Origin of the sequence: Confluentibacter lentus (assembly GCF_002806995.1) — a bacterium.
GTDB classification, from domain to species: domain Bacteria; phylum Bacteroidota; class Bacteroidia; order Flavobacteriales; family Flavobacteriaceae; genus Confluentibacter; species Confluentibacter lentus.
Window position 1 is genome coordinate 72,165 of the sequence record NZ_NIHE01000001.1, and the last position, 16,535, is coordinate 88,699.

The following is a 16,535-nucleotide window of genomic DNA, read 5'->3' on the forward strand; positions in this document are numbered from 1 at the left end:
TAAAGTCGGGTTTTAAAATGGAGACATTAAATAATGAAAGATGATTACGGAGTTAGTACCTATCGTAATTACTTAATAAATTAAAACTATCAAATGAATTATTTAAAGCGTCATGTAAGTTTAGTCCTTTTTCTAATCTTGTCCTTGACTTTACACTCACAAAATGGTCATGATATATGGCTTCAAAATAAAAAAGCAAAACCCGTTAATGTTACAACTTCAAAACAATCGTCTACTATTGATATTGCAAAAAATGAATTAATAAATGGCTGGCAAGGTCCTGAAGGCGCGACCATCGCTTTAACCATAAAAAAAGACAAATCCTTACATAAGGACGGTTTTAAAATAACATCAACCAGTATACAAGCAAATACGGATTTAGGAATTCTATATGGCGTATACGACCTTTTAAGAAGACAGCAAACAGAAACATCTATTAAAGATGAAACCATAAATCCATCTTACGATAGACGCATTCTCAACCATTGGGACAATCCTAATGGAAGTATAGAACGCGGATATGCTGGTAAGTCCTTATTTTGGCATTATGGGAAAGATTCTTTAGCCGTTACAGAAAGTGATATAAAGCTTTGGAAAGAATATGCCAGAATAAATGCTTCAGTGGGTATTAATGGCGCCGTTCTCAACAATGTAAATGCATCGCCCATGATGTTAACACAAGGGTATTTAGAAAAAGTGAAAGCTATTGCCGATGTGTTGCGTCCCTATGGTGTTAAAACCTATATTTCAATTAAGTTTTCTTCACCATCATTGATTGGTGGTTTAAAAACCTCAGATCCTTTGGATGCTGACGTTATAAAATGGTGGAATAACAAAGTAAAAGACATTTATAAACTCATCCCAGACTTCGGTGGCTTTTTAGTAAAAGCAAGCAGTGAAGGGCAACCAGGACCGCAAGATTATGGTCGTACACATGCTGATGGTGCTAATATGTTGGCAGATGCCTTTAAGCCATTCAATGGTATTGTTATGTGGCGTGCCTTCGTTTATAGTGCCAATGATGAAGACAGGGCAAAACAGGCTTATAATGAATTTATTAACCTTGATGGTAAATTCAGGGATAATGTTATTATTCAAGTAAAAAACGGTCCTATTGATTTTCAACCTAGAGAACCATTTAGTCCTCTTTTTGGTGCCCTTAAAAAAACGGCCATCATGCCCGAATTACAGATTACACAAGAATACTTAGGCCATTCCATCCATTTAGCCTATCTGGCTCCCATGTGGAAAGAGTTTTTAGACAGTGATACCTACCAAGAAGGCAAAGGCAGCACTGTAGCAAAAACTACTGATGGTAGCCTTTTCGATCAAAAAATATCAGCCATTGCAGGGGTTGCCAATACAGGATTAGATAACAATTGGACGGGGCACACCTTTGCGCAATCCAATTGGTATGCCTTTGGGCGTTTGGCATGGAACCATGAACTGTCAAGCGAGCAAATTGCAGATGAATGGGTGAAGCTAACCTTCTCACCTTTTGACCTTTCAAATAGTGAAAATAAAGCTGATTTCTCAAAAAGTGATTGGTCAAATAATTTCCTTAAACCCGTAAAACAAATGATGTTGGATAGCCGTGAAGCTATTGTAGATTATATGATGCCTTTAGGTTTGCACCATATTTTTTCTGCTAACGAACATTACGGCCCTGGCCCTTGGTATGGTCCAGCAAGAGCTCGAAAAGATTGGACATCACTTTACTATCACAAAGCAGATAGTTTAGGAATTGGTTTTGATAGAACTCCTACGGGTAGTAATGCCACCATTCAATATGAAGAACCGCTTCGTTCACAATTGAATAATATAGAAACATGTCCCGAAAATGTATTGTTATGGTTCCATCATGTGCCATGGGATTATAAAATGAAAAATGGTAAAACCTTATGGGATAATCTAGCCTATCGTTATGATGCTGGGGTAAAAAAAGTTAGGGAATTCCAAAAAATATGGGACATGTCAAAACCGTATGTAGATAGCAAACGATTTGATGAAGTTCAGAGCAAACTACGCAACCAAAGTAGAAACGCTCAAGTGTGGAAAGATGCCTGCTTACTTTATTTTCAAGAGTTTAGTAACATCCCCATCCCTTATGATATAGAACGCCCCATGCACGATTTAGAGGATTTGAAAATAAGCACCATGAAAAGACCACTAGACTATAAATAATTTTATTAAACACACCTTTTATGAAAATAAATTTAAACACCATACTAGTCGCAACTTTATTAATGGTTGTAAATTTTTCCTTTTCACAAGACCCAAACTTTCATGTTTATTTAAGTTTCGGACAATCAAACATGGAAGGTAATGCCCGAATTCAACCTCAAGATACCGTCAATGTAAATGAGCGTTTTCAAGTTTTAGAAGCGGTTGATTGCCCAAACCTAGATCGTGAAAAAGGTAAATGGTACACCGCAGTTCCACCTTTATGCCGTTGTAGAACCGGACTCACCCCTACCGATTACTTTGGTAGAACCATGGTAGAAAATCTGCCTGAAAATGTTAAAGTTGGTGTCATCAATGTAGCTGTTGGAGGTTGTAAAATTGAATTATTTGACAAAGACACATACCAAGAATACATAACCAATGTACCTGGTTGGATGACCAATATGATCAATGAATATGATGGAAATCCCTATGGACGTCTTGTAGAAATGGCAAAATTGGCACAAAAAGACGGCGTCATAAAAGGCATTCTATTGCATCAAGGAGAATCAAATACAAACGATACCCTTTGGACCAAAAAGGTGAAAATTGTTTATGACAATTTGATGAAAGATTTAAATCTGAATCCAGCAGACGTTCCTCTTTTAGCTGGAGAAACCGTTCATGAAGATCAAGGTGGTATTTGTGCCAGCATGAACAAAATCATAGCCACATTACCTGAAACCATTCCAAATTCTTATGTCATTTCTTCAAGCGGTTGTAGCGATAGTCCTGATAATCTTCATTTTAATGCTGAAGGTTATAGAACTTTTGGCAAAAGATATGCAACAAAAATGTTATCTTTATTAGGTTATAATAATATCAAAACCGACTAGATTTTTAAACTTACCAACTAAAAAACCAACTAAACTAAAAAAGATCACTATGCAAAAATCGACTCACATTTCCATATTTAAGCAATCGGTTGTTTTAGCAATTACCTTTTTATTATTTCTCACTTGTAAATTCACTTATGCCCAAGAAATAATTCAATTATATCCTTCTAATGTTCCAAATTCCAAAACATCAGATATCAAAGAATCTGGAGAAGGTATTTACAGAAATGTCACCAATCCTACCCTAGAATACTTTAAGCCCAACCCTGATAAAGTTTCAGGAACAGCTATTATTATTGTCCCAGGTGGTGGTTACAGTGTGGTAGTTTACAATGGCGAAGGCGTTACAAACGCTAAAGCTCTGGCTGAGCAAGGTATTGCTGTATTTGTATTAAAATACCGTTTACCTAATGATGCGATTATGCAAGAAAGGAAAATCGGCCCGTTACAAGATGCACAGCAAGCCATCAAACTGGTGAGGGAAAACGCTGAAAAATGGGGATTGGATAAAAATAAAATTGGCATCATGGGCTTTTCAGCTGGGGGTCATTTAGCTTCAACGGCGGCGACTCATTTTGAAAAATCTTATATTGAAAATTCAAACAATACCAGTTTACGTCCCGATTTTCAAATTTTAGTATATCCTGTCATAAGCATGACCAAAGAATTAACGCATTCTGGTTCTAGAAATGCTTTGATAGGTGAAAATCCGAGTCAGGAAGATATTCAACTTTTTTCAAATGAAATGCAAGTGAAGGCAAACACACCTCCCGCATATTTAACCCATACCGCGGATGATAAAACGGTGGATGTAGATAACAGTATTGTTTATTTTCAAAAACTAAGACATCTTAAAGTAGATGCAGAAATGCATATTTATCCGAAAGGTGATCACGGATTTATTTTTAGACACCCAGGCTGGATGAATCCTTTATTTGAGTGGATGAAAAGAAACGATTGGATGAAAAAAGATTTATAAAAACAACTAAATATTAATTACTAAATGAAAAACCAATTATTAAGCATTGTATTTCTATTTTTCCTTTACGGAAGTTTAGAAGCTCAACCTCCACGAGGCCCATTTGTTCGTTCACCACAAGTGCACAAAGACAAAACCGTCACTTTTGAATATTTAGCCCCTAATGCACAAAAAGTGATGCTTAGTGGGCAATTTTTAAATAGTGCGGTTGAAATGACCAAAGGCGAGCAAGGTATTTGGCGCGTTACGGTTGGCCCAATTCAACCAGATATCTATCCTTATAACTTTGTGGTTGATGGTACTTCCGTAATGGATCCAGGCAATGTGGATTATTTCCCTAATGAACGTTTTAAAGGAAGTATATTATTAGTTCCAGGAGATGAACCACGGATGTATGAATTAAGGGATGTGCCTCATGGCTCCGTAAATTATGAATATTATCCTTCCATTGAAGGTTCTACCGGTTCATTAGTAGTTTACACACCTCCCGGTTATGATGCTTCTGCAGATAAATCGTATCCTGTTTTCTATCTTATCAGTGGAACCACTGATACGGAAGAAACTTTTTTTAAAGTGGGAAGAACCAATTGGATTTTAGATAATCTTATTGCTGAAGGACTTGCAGAACCTATGATTGTAGTGATGCCTTATGGTAATACTGCTGCGAGAATCGCTGAGCAAACTGGTGGTGCTAAACCAGATGATCCCGCAAGAGATACTGAGGCTGCATTTGATAGAATGAAACAATTGGAAAACGATTTAATAAAACAAATAATCCCTTATGTGGAATCTAATTACAGAGCTATAAAAGACAGAGAAAGTAGAGCCATTGCTGGATTTTCGCGTGGTGGCGGACAAACTTTAAGAGTTGCTTATGGTAACATGAATACGTTTGCTTGGGTGTGTTCTTATGCGGCTTCGGCTTCGCCAAAAGATATGGATACCGATTTTATTTCCGTTAGTAGTAATCCAGAACAAACCAATAAAATGCTAAAATTAAATTGGGTAAGTGTAGGTAATTCAGATTTTATGTACCCTTCAACCATGGAGTACATTAAATATCTTGATGAACACAAAATTAAGTTTCAAAGCTTAATTACTGCAGGTGGACATACTTGGATGAATGTTAAAAAATACGTGACCGAATCTGCCCAATTACTATTTAAACAATAAGCATCATGAAAAAATTTATATATACAGCTTTCATCCTTTTTATCTCCATTCAAATGGTTAGTGCCCAAAGAGCACCTAGATTGAGTTCTCCTGATGTTGATAAAAATAACAATGTCACCTTCAGATATTATGCACCAAATGCCAAAGAGGTTTTATTAAGTACTGAAATTCTTTCAGAACAACTTGCCATGAAAAAAGATGACCAAGGGGTATGGACAGCAACGCTTCCAAAAGTAAAACCAGATATTTATCCGTACAGTTTTAAAGTGGACGGTGTAGAAGTTGCGGACCCAAACAATACGTACGTTTTTGCTAACGAACGTTTTAAAAGAAGCATAGTTGATGTCCCAGGTAATAAACCATTAGTACATTCTTTAAGAAATGTGCCTCATGGAAAAATTAGTTATCGTTATTACAATTCTAAATCATTAGATACAACACGAAGATTATTGGTTTATACACCTCCCGGATTTAATATGCATGACGGAAAAAAATACCCCGTTCTTTATTTAATTCATGGTGGTTCTGACACGGAAGAAACGTGGACAAAAGTTGGGAAAGCCAATTTAATCGCCGATAATTTAATCGCTGATGGAAAAGCAGTACCCATGATTATTGTGATGCCTTACGGAAATGTGCGTCCATCACCAATGCCAGATTTTACAAAAGATGTTATAAATGACATCATTCCTTTTATTGAAAGCAATTATCCAGTTTACACAGATACGGCAAACAGAGCTGTTGCTGGTTTTTCTGTGGGTGGCGGACAAACATTAAATATAGGTTTAACCAACACCGATAAATTCTCTTATATTTTTTCTTATGCTCCTTATACTGCCACCGAAGAATTTGCTAAGAATTTTACTAATTGGAATCCAGATGCAAAAAAAATAAATGACCAATTAAAATTGTTTACCATCAGCGTAGGTACAGAAGATTTTCTATATGAAAGTGTTAAAGGAAACTTAGCGATGTTTAAGGAAAAGAAAATTGAAGTGGAGCCTATAATAGTTTCTGGCGGTCACACTTGGATGAATTGTAAATTATTTTTAGCTAATTCATTACAACAAGTTTTTAAATAATCAGAATCATGAAACGGATATTCAACAGCATCAACGTCATTAAAAAAAGTAGTTTTTTAATAGCTATAATAGTAACATTGAGTTCTTATTTGGCTACTGGTCAAAATACAAATTCAGCATTTAAAAATGTGAAATACCGAAACTTATTCAAAGAAGCTGGTTACAAAAAAGCTGATATTGATAAAAAACTTTCAAAAGCCTATTATGATATTTTTGAAGGCCCAAATCGGGTTTACTTTGAAGTTGGCGATTCCATGGCATATGTCTCTGATGTCAAAAATAAAGATGCCAGAACAGAAGGGATGTCTTATGGTATGATGATCGCTGTTCAGTTAGATAAAAAAGAAGTTTTTGATAAAATTTGGAGATTTTCAAAAACCTATTTACAGCATCAAACGGGTCCGAGAAAAGGGTATTTCGCATGGAGTTTTAATCCAGCAACGATGAAACAAAATTCGCCAGGTTCAGCGTCTGATGGTGAATTATATTATATCACCAGTTTATTATTCGCTTCAAACAAATGGGGAAATAATACAGGTATTGATTACTATAAAGAAGCCAGATTCATATTGGATTCGATGTGGGAAAAAGATGGAACGGGAAATATTTACAACCTAATTAATACAGAACACAAACAAATAACATTTGTTCCAGAAGGAAATAATTATAATTGGACAGACCCCTCCTATCATTTGCCAGCATTTTATGAAATATGGACGGTATATGCCAAAGATGGACACGAAGAATTTTATAAAGCCTGTGCGGATACATCCCGTGTGTTTTTACACAGAGCGACACATCCTGTCACTGGTCTGAATTCCGATTATACCGAGTTTAGCGGCGAGCCGCACCCTACTCGTTGGATGCCAGCAGGGTTTCGCTATGATTCTTGGCGCGTACCAATGAATATTGCCATGGATTATGTGTGGTTTGGAAAGGACAAAGCATGGCAAGAAGGCTATGCGAAACGCTTTCAAAATTTCTTAAGATCAAAAGGCATGGATACTTACGAAGACCAATTTAATTTAGATGGCACTACCCCAGAGTTTATACTTAAGGCAGGCGACGTTCCTAAATTAAGACATTCCATTGGTTTGGTTTCAACAGCAGCAACAACTGCATTTATGAATAAGGAAAAAGGCAGTTTAGATTTTGTTCACGCTATTTGGAACGCAAAACTAGAACCTTATGAAGATGGCTATTTCGACCCTTATTATGATGGCATACTATATCTTTTTAGTCTGATGCATTTAAGTGGCAACTACCAAATTATTACACCTAATTAAATATCTGATGAAGAAATTTCTTTTAATACTAATAACTTTTATTGCATTTTCTGAAAGCCATGCTCAAGATAATGGCATACCTGCCTCAACGAATGTTGATGGAAGAGAATATCCAAAAATTCTACCTGATAACAGAGTCATTTTTCAAGTGAATGCGCCAGATGCCAAAAGCTTACAAATAGACTTGGGTAAAAAATATGATATGGTGAAAAATGATAAAGGCATTTGGACGGTAACAACAGACCCAATTGTTGAAGGTTTTCATTATTATTCATTAATTGCCGATGGCGTTGCTACAACCGACCCAAATAGCAACACCTATTTTGGAATGAGTCGTTGGGCAAGTGGTATTGAAATTCCAGAAAAGAATGTGGATTTTTACCTTCCAAAAGATGTGCCTCACGGTGATATTAGAATAAAATATTATTATTCAAAAATCACACAAGATTGGAGAAGGGCTTTTGTTTACACACCCCCTGGTTATGATACTAATTTAAACAAAAAATATCCAGTACTTTATCTTTTACACGGTGGTGGTGAAGATGAAACAGGATGGACACAACAAGGCAACGTTAATTTTATTTTAGATAATTTAATTGCTGAAGGTAAAGCAGACCCCATGATCATTGTTATGGATAAAGGTGCTGCAACCGACCCAAATGCACAACCTTTAGAAGGCCAAAGACCCGGAGGTGGTTTTAATTTTGAAACACTTGAAAAGGTATTTATTAATGAAATCATTCCTATGGTTGAAAAAGACTTTAAAGTTATTACAGATAGAAATCATAGAGCTATGGCTGGATTATCACTAGGAGGATTCCAAACATTTCATACAACCATGAACAATCTTGATAAGTTTGCTTATATAGGTGGTTTTAGTGGTTCGGCTTTAATGAGAGCACCAGGCAGTACCATTCAAAATTTATATAATGGTGTATATGCAGATGCAAAAACATTCAATGAAAAAGCGAAATTGGTTTACATCAGCATAGGAACAGATGAACCAGCTGGTATGTATCAAAACGTAAACAGTGTTCATAAGGAATTTGAAAAAGCAGGTATCAAACACATTTACTATGAATCCCCTGGCACAGCTCACGAATGGCTGACTTGGAGAAGATCATTACATCAATTTGCCCAATTACTTTTTAAATAACAATAAAATATAACACTAAATGAAAAAAATAGCATTACTTATAGTATCCTTTTTTGCACTCATAAATTCTTATGCGCAAGAAAATACGTTTCCTGCAAACACAAAACCTGCCTCAACCAACATCGCAGGAGCACAATATCCAAGAATTGATAACGAAAGAAAAGCCTATTTTAGAATTGAAGCACCTGCAGCAGATAGTATTTCTGTCAGTTTAGGAAATATTGCTTTAACAAAAGACGAGAAAGGCGTTTGGACAGGCGTTACAAAACCGTTGGATCCCGGGTTTCATTATTACACATTGAAAATCAATGGCGTTAATGTGAACGACCCATATAGTGAAACCTTCTATGGTATGAGTCGTATGGCAAGTGGTATTGAAGTACCAGAAGAAGGTGTTGATTTTTACAGCATTAAAAATGTACCTCATGGTAAGATAGAATCCCATTGGTATCTGGCCAATTCTACTGGAGAAACTCGTTTGGCTTATGTTTACACACCACCGGGATATGATAAAAATTCAACTGAACGTTACCCAGTTTTGTACTTACAACATGGTATGGGCGAAGACCGTCGTGCTTGGGCAAACCAAGGTCTTACCAATTTTATTCTTGACAATCTTATTGCTGAAGGCAAAGCCAAACCGATGATTATTGTTATGGAAGATGGTGGCATAGCGCAAGCTTTTAATAGTCCGAAAAGACCTCAGGATAAAAATTTCTGGGATGGTTTTGAAGATATCATGATTAAAGATCTAATTCCAAATATTGATGCTAATTACCGCACAAAAAGCGATCGATTGAATCGCGCTATAGCTGGTTTATCTTTGGGAGGCACTCAAACGTATCAAATTTCGCAAGCTAACCTTGACAAATTCTCTTCAATAGGCATTTTTAGTGCGCCATTTGGTTTTCCGGGTGTTGAAACGGGCTATAATGGATTGCTTAAAACCCCAGAAGAATTCGCCAAACAAGTAAAGTTGTTTTATGTAACCATGGGTTCTAAAGAAGGGGCTCGTGCTGGTAGAAGCACTCATGAAGAATTAGAAAAAGCAGGTGTAAAACATGTTTATTATGAAGCTCCGGGTACGGCACATGAATTCCAAACTTGGAGAAAAAGTTTATATGGCTTTGCACAACTGCTTTTCCAAGATTAATTAAAATTTCTAAACTAAACTAAAACATAATAAAAATGAATTACAAATCTTTAGCAATTATTTTTTCTGCTGTATTAGCAAGCAGTATGTGCTTTGCGCAAACCGCTGTAGTAGAAGATTTCAAAAAATCCGAAACCACCCAACAAGGGAAGGAATATCCTCAAGTAAATTCTGAAGGACGTGTGCGTGTACAAATTTCAGCTCCTGAAGCTAAAAAAGTACAATTAGACATTGGTGCTGTAAAATATGATTTGGTAAAAGATGAAAAAGGCGTTTGGACTGGCGAATCTGCACCACAAGATGAAGGCTTTCATTATTACCAATTAAATATTGATGGTGCTTCTGTGCCGGATCCTGGTAGTTTATACTTTTATGGTGCAAGTCGTTGGGGAAGCGGTATTGAAGTCCCCGCAAAAGACCAAGATTTCTATGCTTTAAAAAATGTACCACACGGAGAAGTACGTGAGGTTACTTATTTCTCTAAAACTACAAACGGCATGCGTCGTTGTTTTGTATATACGCCACCGGGCTATAACAGTAGTGATAAAAAATATCCTGTTCTATATTTACAACATGGTGGCGGTGAAAACGAAACTGGTTGGTCAAGCCAAGGTCATGCGAACCTTATTATGGACAACTTAATTGCAGAAGGTAAAGCCAATCCGTTTATCATTGTCATGGACAACGGCACTTGGGCAAGGCCAACCCAGCCGCGTCCTGCACAAAACACACAAAGTGGCCGACCAGGCCTTCCTGATGGTTGGGCTGATGAATTTAAAAATACGCTCTTGAATGATATTGTTCCTATGATTGATGCCAACTACCGCACGTTGGCAAATCAACAAAACAGAGCCATGGCAGGATTATCTATGGGAGGTATGCAAACGCGCGTGATTACCTTAGCCAATCCAGAGGTGTTTTCACATGTAGGCATGTTTAGTGGTGGTAGCATCAGTACAGAGGATATAAGCAAATCGCCCAATTTTAAAGATAAAGTGAAATTATTATTTGTTAGTTATGGAAGTCGCGAACTAGAAAACCCAAGAGAAGGTAGCGCCAACCCTAAAACAAATACAGAAGCTCTTAAACAAGCTGGTATCAATACACATTTTTATGTATCTCCACAAACTGCCCACGAATGGCAAAGTTGGAGACGTAGTCTAAAAGAGTTTGCACAACTATTATTCAAATAAATCCAAAAACAACTAAAACAAACATTATGAAACACTTAGTATTATCACTCTTTTTGTCTTGTTCGCTATTTTTAGCACAAGCACAAGAAATTAAAGAAGACTTTAAACCATCGACGAAAAATCAACCCGGACAAGAGTATCCTCAGGTAAACTCGCAAGGCTATGCCCGTTTTAAAATTATAGCTCCTGCTGCAGATAGTGTTAGAGTAAGTCTTGGATTAGGCGGACAAGGTGGCACTAAATTAATGAAAGCAGCAGATGGTTCATGGATGGGCACCACAGCTGGTCCCATGGACGAAGGTTTTCACTATTACCACCTTAATATAGATGGTGGTACGTTCAACGATCCAGGTGCTTTAAATTATTATGGTTCTATCCGTTGGGAAAGTGGTATTGAAATACCTGCACACGATCAAGATTTTTATGCTTTAAAAGATGTGCCTCATGGTCATGTTGAACAAGTACTTTTCCCTTCACCAAGTACACAAACTTCAAGACGTGCTTTTGTTTACACCCCTCCTGGGTATTATGAAAATCCAACAAAACGTTATCCTGTACTTTACCTTCAACATGGTTGGGGTGAAGATGAAACCGCTTGGAGCAACCAAGGACATGCTAATTTAATTATGGATAATTTAATTGCGGAAGGTAAAACGCAACCTTTTATTATTGTGATGACTTACGGAATGACCAATGAAGTAAGAATGGGCGGTATGAGAAATTTCAAAATTGAGCCTTTCCAAACTGTTTTAATAAATGAATTAATTCCTTATGTAGATTCTAAATTCCGTACGATTGCAGATCAAAAAAGTCGTGCTATGGGTGGACTTTCTATGGGTGCTATGGAAACAAAAACGATTACTTTAGCTAATCCTGATGTGTTCTCTCACTACGCACTTTTAAGTGGAGGAACTTACTCTGTAGATGATGTTAAAGCTAATAAAGATAAAATTAAACTTATATTCATTAGTACAGGAAGCAAAGAGCGCCCTGATCCTGTTAGAGCTGCAGTTGTTGCACTTAAAGAAGCTGGTTTTAATGCGGTTTCTTATGTTTCAGAAGGTACAGCCCATGAATTCCAAACGTGGAGAAGAAGCTTACGTGAATTAGCACCACTTCTTTTTAAATAATAATAGCTAGTTAACTATACCAATTATAAAACCCATTGTACACATTTTGTGCAATGGGTTTATCATAACTAGAAAATACATGCAAAATGAAAAAAATAATTTTATCGGTCATTAGCTTGGTTGTTATAAACACTTCGTTAATGGCTCAAAATATCGAAAAAGAAGCTCCTAAGGGCTTTGATGTGGTAAATCCTAGTATTGCCAAAGGACAATTAAAGTATATCAATTACAAATCTAAAACAGTTGGAACTACGCGTAAAGCCTTAGTATATACACCTCCTGGATATACAAAATCCAAAAAATATCCAGTTCTGTATCTGTTACATGGCATTGGAGGCGATGAAAATGAATGGCTAAATGGTGGCACGCCACAAGTCATTCTAGATAATTTATATGCTCAAGGCAAAATAGAACCTATGATTGTAGTGATGCCGAATGGCAGGGCTATGAAAGACGATAGCAATAAAGGCAACATCATGGCTCCAGATAAAGTGCAAGCATTTGCCACTTTTGAAAGAGATTTGTTGGATGATTTAATTCCGTATATCGAAAAAAATTATCCAGCACTTACCGATAGAGAAAACCGAGCCATTGCTGGGCTGTCTATGGGTGGCGGCCAATCGTTAAACTTTGGTTTGGGTAATTTAGATACGTTTGCTTATGTAGGTGGTTTTTCTTCGGCACCAAACACGAAACAACCTCAAGAATTATTACCAAACCCCGAAGAAGCCATAAAAAAATTAAAAGTATTATGGATTTCCTGTGGTGATAAAGACGGACTGATTACCAATAGTAAACGCACGCATGATTATTTATTCCAAAATAATGTACCACATATTTATTATATAGAACCGGGTGTGCACGATTTTAAAGTTTGGAAAAACGGACTTTATATGTTTTCGCAGTTTTTGTTTAAACCTGTAGATCCATCTACATTTGGTAAATACACTGTTTTAGGAACCAAGCCTGAAACCAATATGCGCAATGCTGAATATCCACAAGTATTGCCTGATAACCGCGTTGTTTTTAAATTAAAAGCTGCCGATGCCCAAAAAGTACAGATAGATTTAGGCAAAAAATACGACATGGTTAAGGATGCTGATGGGTTTTGGAATGTAACAACCGATGTTGTGAATCCCGGATTCAATTATTACTCATTAATCATTGATGGTGTTTCTATTGCTGACCCAGCTAGTGAAACATTTTATGGCATGAGCCGTATGGCAAGTGGTATTGAAATTCCACATAAAGATGGTAGTATTTATGCGCTTAACAACATACCTCATGGTGATATCCGCATTAAAAAATATTTTTCCAGAGGCACAAATTCTTGGCGCGAGATGTACATTTATACACCACCTGGTTATGATACGTCGACTGAAAAATATCCCGTTTTGTATTTATTACATGGTGGTGGTGAAGACCAACGAGGCTGGGCAACACAAGGTAAGACCAATCTCATTCTAGACAATTTAATAGCTGAAGGAAAAGCACTCCCTATGGTAATTGCCATGATTGATGGCAATGTTGGTGGTGGCGGTATGTCCGAATTTGGTGAAAATTCTTTGAAAGCATTTGAAAATGAACTAAAAAGAGGTGCCATTCCTTTTATTGAAAGCAATTACCGAGTAAAAACCGATGCTCAAAATAGAGCGTTGGCGGGACTTTCCATGGGCGGTTTGCAAACACTTTACGCTGGTATTAAAAACACGGATGTGTTTGCTTATTTAGGTGTTTTTAGTTCCGGTTGGTGGGCCAATAATACCGAACTATCTGCTCCACAGTATGAATTTATGAAAGCCAATGTTTCTACAATCAATAATAATCTAAAGGAGTTTTGGATTTCTATGGGAGGTGAAGAAGACATCGCTCATGATAATTGTGAAATTATGATGAAAAAGTTTGATGAGATGGGCATTCACTATAAATACAGTGAATATCCTGGAGGTCACGCTTGGCCTGTATGGCGACATGATATATTTATGTTTAGTCAACTTTTGTTTAAGTAGATTTTAGAATATAGACTATAGAAAATAGATTTTAGTATAAAAAATGCCTTGACATGAGTCAAGGCATTTTTTTTGGAGTTATTTATGCAAAGATTATTCTTATTGATATTTCTATTGCTGTTTTGTACAAGTTCGACGCGTTATATAAAATATGCCATCTTTATAGTGTATAAACCCATATTCCTTTTATAGAATATTTATTTAAGTTTTTTTACCAAGAATTAACGAACGGTAGATTAAAAGATATTCTTATACTATAAGTTTTAAAATAATAGGAAATATAATCTTTATGATTTTATTCCTATTTCTTATTAAAGTAAACTTTAAGGTAAAAAAAATTGGGGCCACACTTTCATGTAACCCCAATCAAACTAAATATAAAAAATACTAAATTAATTATAACCTGGATTTTGGTAAGCAGCTTTTTCAGCTTCAGTCATATCTAAGTTATCCAAAGTACCTTGTGGTATTGGTCTTAAATAATGATAATTCTCAATAGTTCTATTGACTGTCACTGGTGAATGGTCAGTGTCATTAGTACCTGCTATCCTATAGCTAGATGCATATTCAGTCCATTTTTGAGTTCGAACTAAATCCAACCATCTGTAGCCTTCTCCAAAGTACTCACGAGAACGTTCTGCCAGTAAAAAGTCAATATCAACAACAGCAGGGGTTGCTGACACCATTGCTGCACTATTATCTTCTATTCTTACTCCATTTGCACTACGATCAAAACGCCATTTTCCAGCACGAGCACGAATTACATTGATTAACTCACGTGCACTTTTTCCACCTACTGGTGTAGCTCCTTTTATAGCAGCTTCAGCAGCTACAAAGTAAAATTCAGAGAATTTAGCAATAGGGAAAGGTCTTGTAACAGCTGCATTTGGCTGACCTATACCTCCATTATTGTCAGTACGGTAAGTTCCCAATTTCCATAGTCCAGGATAATTTGTTCTATTAATTTGATTTAAATTAATAACATAATCTGCTCTTCCTGGTAATACACCTGCACCAATACCCGCATTATTGCCATAAACTACTGCTGGATTGTAATCTATGTATGAAACCACGGGATCACCGGGAACTACTGTTAAACCATTTGCTCCTGTTGTTGAAGGTGTAGTATCTCCTGTTTTATCCCAATTTGCTCTATATCGAGATACAAATGTACCATCGTAGCGGGAGTCTAAAGTTTTATCTGCAAACGTCTCTTCAAACACATTGATGGTTGGTGCCATACGTGTCCATGGACGTCCATAATCTTGTTCTGCTACACGTGCTACAGCTTTCCCACCTACTCTTATACGAGTGTAGTTAGATGTTACCATCCAAACCGCCGCATTATCTGCACCACCAGCACCAGAGAAAGTTAAACTTGCACCATTGTATTTTTCACTCGCTTCTGTATGATCTGCATATAACATCATTTCAGCATGGCGATCATTTGAACCTACATGAACATCATAAAAATAGTCTAATAATCGATAAGGACCTGGATTATCAATCCCAGCAACTGCTACATTATAAGCTTGTTGAAAATACCAAGCAGCATCATGTCCGTCAGGATCTGTTCTAGGTGTCTCTGGATAAGTTGGAATACCATTTGGATTTTGCAACCACCAACCATAAGTTAAATAGGCTTTAGCCAAAAACAATCGAGCAACATTTTGAGTTACAGTTCCCGTTAAACGAGGACTAGTAGGCAAATCATTTACAGCGGCAACTAAATCAGGGAATATACCTATCGTATAAACCTCAGGCACTGTGTTTCGCACTGAAGTTCTTACAGCTGACGTATTAAATTTTAAGTTACCAGCACCCAAATCTAACGGCACGCCTCCATAAGTTTGTACTAACAAAAAGTATTGGAAAGCACGCATAAATCTAGCTTCTGCAATTAACGCATCACTAAGTCCAACTGCAGCAGCGTTTTCAATAATACCACTTGCTGTGTTAATGGCTGGAAAAGCATTACCCCAAGGAATACTACTTGGGAAACTATTTGAATTGATAATACCTACACCAGATAAATCACTATCCTTAAAGTTTCCATCAGCACTTTGTGCATAGGTGTACTCATCAGTTCCTGTTTCAAGTGAATTGTAATAATACGGCTGACCATATACATACCTTAATTGTGAATATAAGTACGTAATACCACCTTGAACACCCAACTCTGTCTTAAAAAAGTCTGGTGTAAAAGTACTTCTTGGGGCTTCCTGCAGGATGTCCTGCGTACAGGAACCCATTAATAATGACACAGCAAATAATACCGTGGCAATAAATTTAAATTTAATTCTACTTTTCATATT

At 36.7% G+C, this 16,535-nt stretch carries 12 protein-coding genes; 11 read left to right on the forward strand and 1 reads right to left on the reverse strand.

The genetic code is table 11. The features are described 5' to 3' along the window. The first annotated feature begins 144 nt into the window (after window positions 1–144). From CDH50_RS00345 to CDH50_RS00395, 11 genes are all read left to right on the forward strand, one after another. Window positions 145–2,184: an alpha-glucuronidase gene (locus tag CDH50_RS00345; protein WP_232731926.1), complete on the forward strand. Its 2,040-nt coding sequence runs from the start codon at window positions 145–147 to the stop codon at window positions 2,182–2,184. Between the two features lie 20 nt (window positions 2,185–2,204). Further along, complete coding sequence (locus tag CDH50_RS00350; RefSeq protein WP_100609913.1) at window positions 2,205–3,059, forward strand: sialate O-acetylesterase; 855 nt, start codon at window positions 2,205–2,207, stop codon at window positions 3,057–3,059. A gap of 49 nt (window positions 3,060–3,108) precedes the next feature. Next, window positions 3,109–4,038, forward strand: a complete 930-nt coding sequence (locus CDH50_RS00355) for an alpha/beta hydrolase (protein WP_100609914.1) — start codon at window positions 3,109–3,111, stop codon at window positions 4,036–4,038. Between the two features lie 24 nt (window positions 4,039–4,062). Further along, on the forward strand, window positions 4,063–5,211 hold the full coding sequence (locus CDH50_RS00360) for an esterase (protein ID WP_100609915.1): 1,149 nt from the start codon (window positions 4,063–4,065) through the stop codon (window positions 5,209–5,211). 5 nt (window positions 5,212–5,216) lie between these two features. Further along, window positions 5,217–6,293: an esterase gene (locus CDH50_RS00365; protein ID WP_100609916.1), complete on the forward strand. Its 1,077-nt coding sequence runs from the start codon at window positions 5,217–5,219 to the stop codon at window positions 6,291–6,293. Window positions 6,294–6,301: 8 nt separating this feature from the next. After that, window positions 6,302–7,579 (forward strand): glycosyl hydrolase family 8, encoded by a 1,278-nt coding sequence (locus tag CDH50_RS00370; RefSeq protein WP_100609917.1) that lies wholly within the window; start codon window positions 6,302–6,304, stop codon window positions 7,577–7,579. 7 nt (window positions 7,580–7,586) lie between these two features. Then, window positions 7,587–8,735, forward strand: a complete 1,149-nt coding sequence (locus CDH50_RS00375) for an alpha/beta hydrolase-fold protein (protein ID WP_100609918.1) — start codon at window positions 7,587–7,589, stop codon at window positions 8,733–8,735. A 19-nt stretch (window positions 8,736–8,754) separates the two neighbouring features. Beyond that, complete coding sequence (locus CDH50_RS00380; protein WP_100609919.1) at window positions 8,755–9,888, forward strand: alpha/beta hydrolase-fold protein; 1,134 nt, start codon at window positions 8,755–8,757, stop codon at window positions 9,886–9,888. A gap of 35 nt (window positions 9,889–9,923) precedes the next feature. Beyond that, window positions 9,924–11,081, forward strand: coding sequence for an alpha/beta hydrolase (locus tag CDH50_RS00385; RefSeq protein ID WP_100609920.1), 1,158 nt, complete (start codon window positions 9,924–9,926; stop codon window positions 11,079–11,081). Between the two features lie 26 nt (window positions 11,082–11,107). Beyond that, window positions 11,108–12,211: an alpha/beta hydrolase-fold protein gene (locus CDH50_RS00390; RefSeq protein WP_100609921.1), complete on the forward strand. Its 1,104-nt coding sequence runs from the start codon at window positions 11,108–11,110 to the stop codon at window positions 12,209–12,211. A gap of 86 nt (window positions 12,212–12,297) precedes the next feature. Next, window positions 12,298–14,220: an alpha/beta hydrolase-fold protein gene (locus CDH50_RS00395; protein ID WP_100609922.1), complete on the forward strand. Its 1,923-nt coding sequence runs from the start codon at window positions 12,298–12,300 to the stop codon at window positions 14,218–14,220. Between the two features lie 392 nt (window positions 14,221–14,612). Here the strand turns inward: CDH50_RS00395 and CDH50_RS00400 are convergent, their stop codons facing one another. Further along, window positions 14,613–16,532 carry a RagB/SusD family nutrient uptake outer membrane protein gene (locus CDH50_RS00400; RefSeq protein ID WP_100609923.1) on the reverse strand — a complete coding sequence of 640 codons (1,920 nt, stop codon included), beginning with the start codon at window positions 16,530–16,532 and terminating at the stop codon, window positions 14,613–14,615. Window positions 16,533–16,535 lie beyond the last annotated feature (3 nt).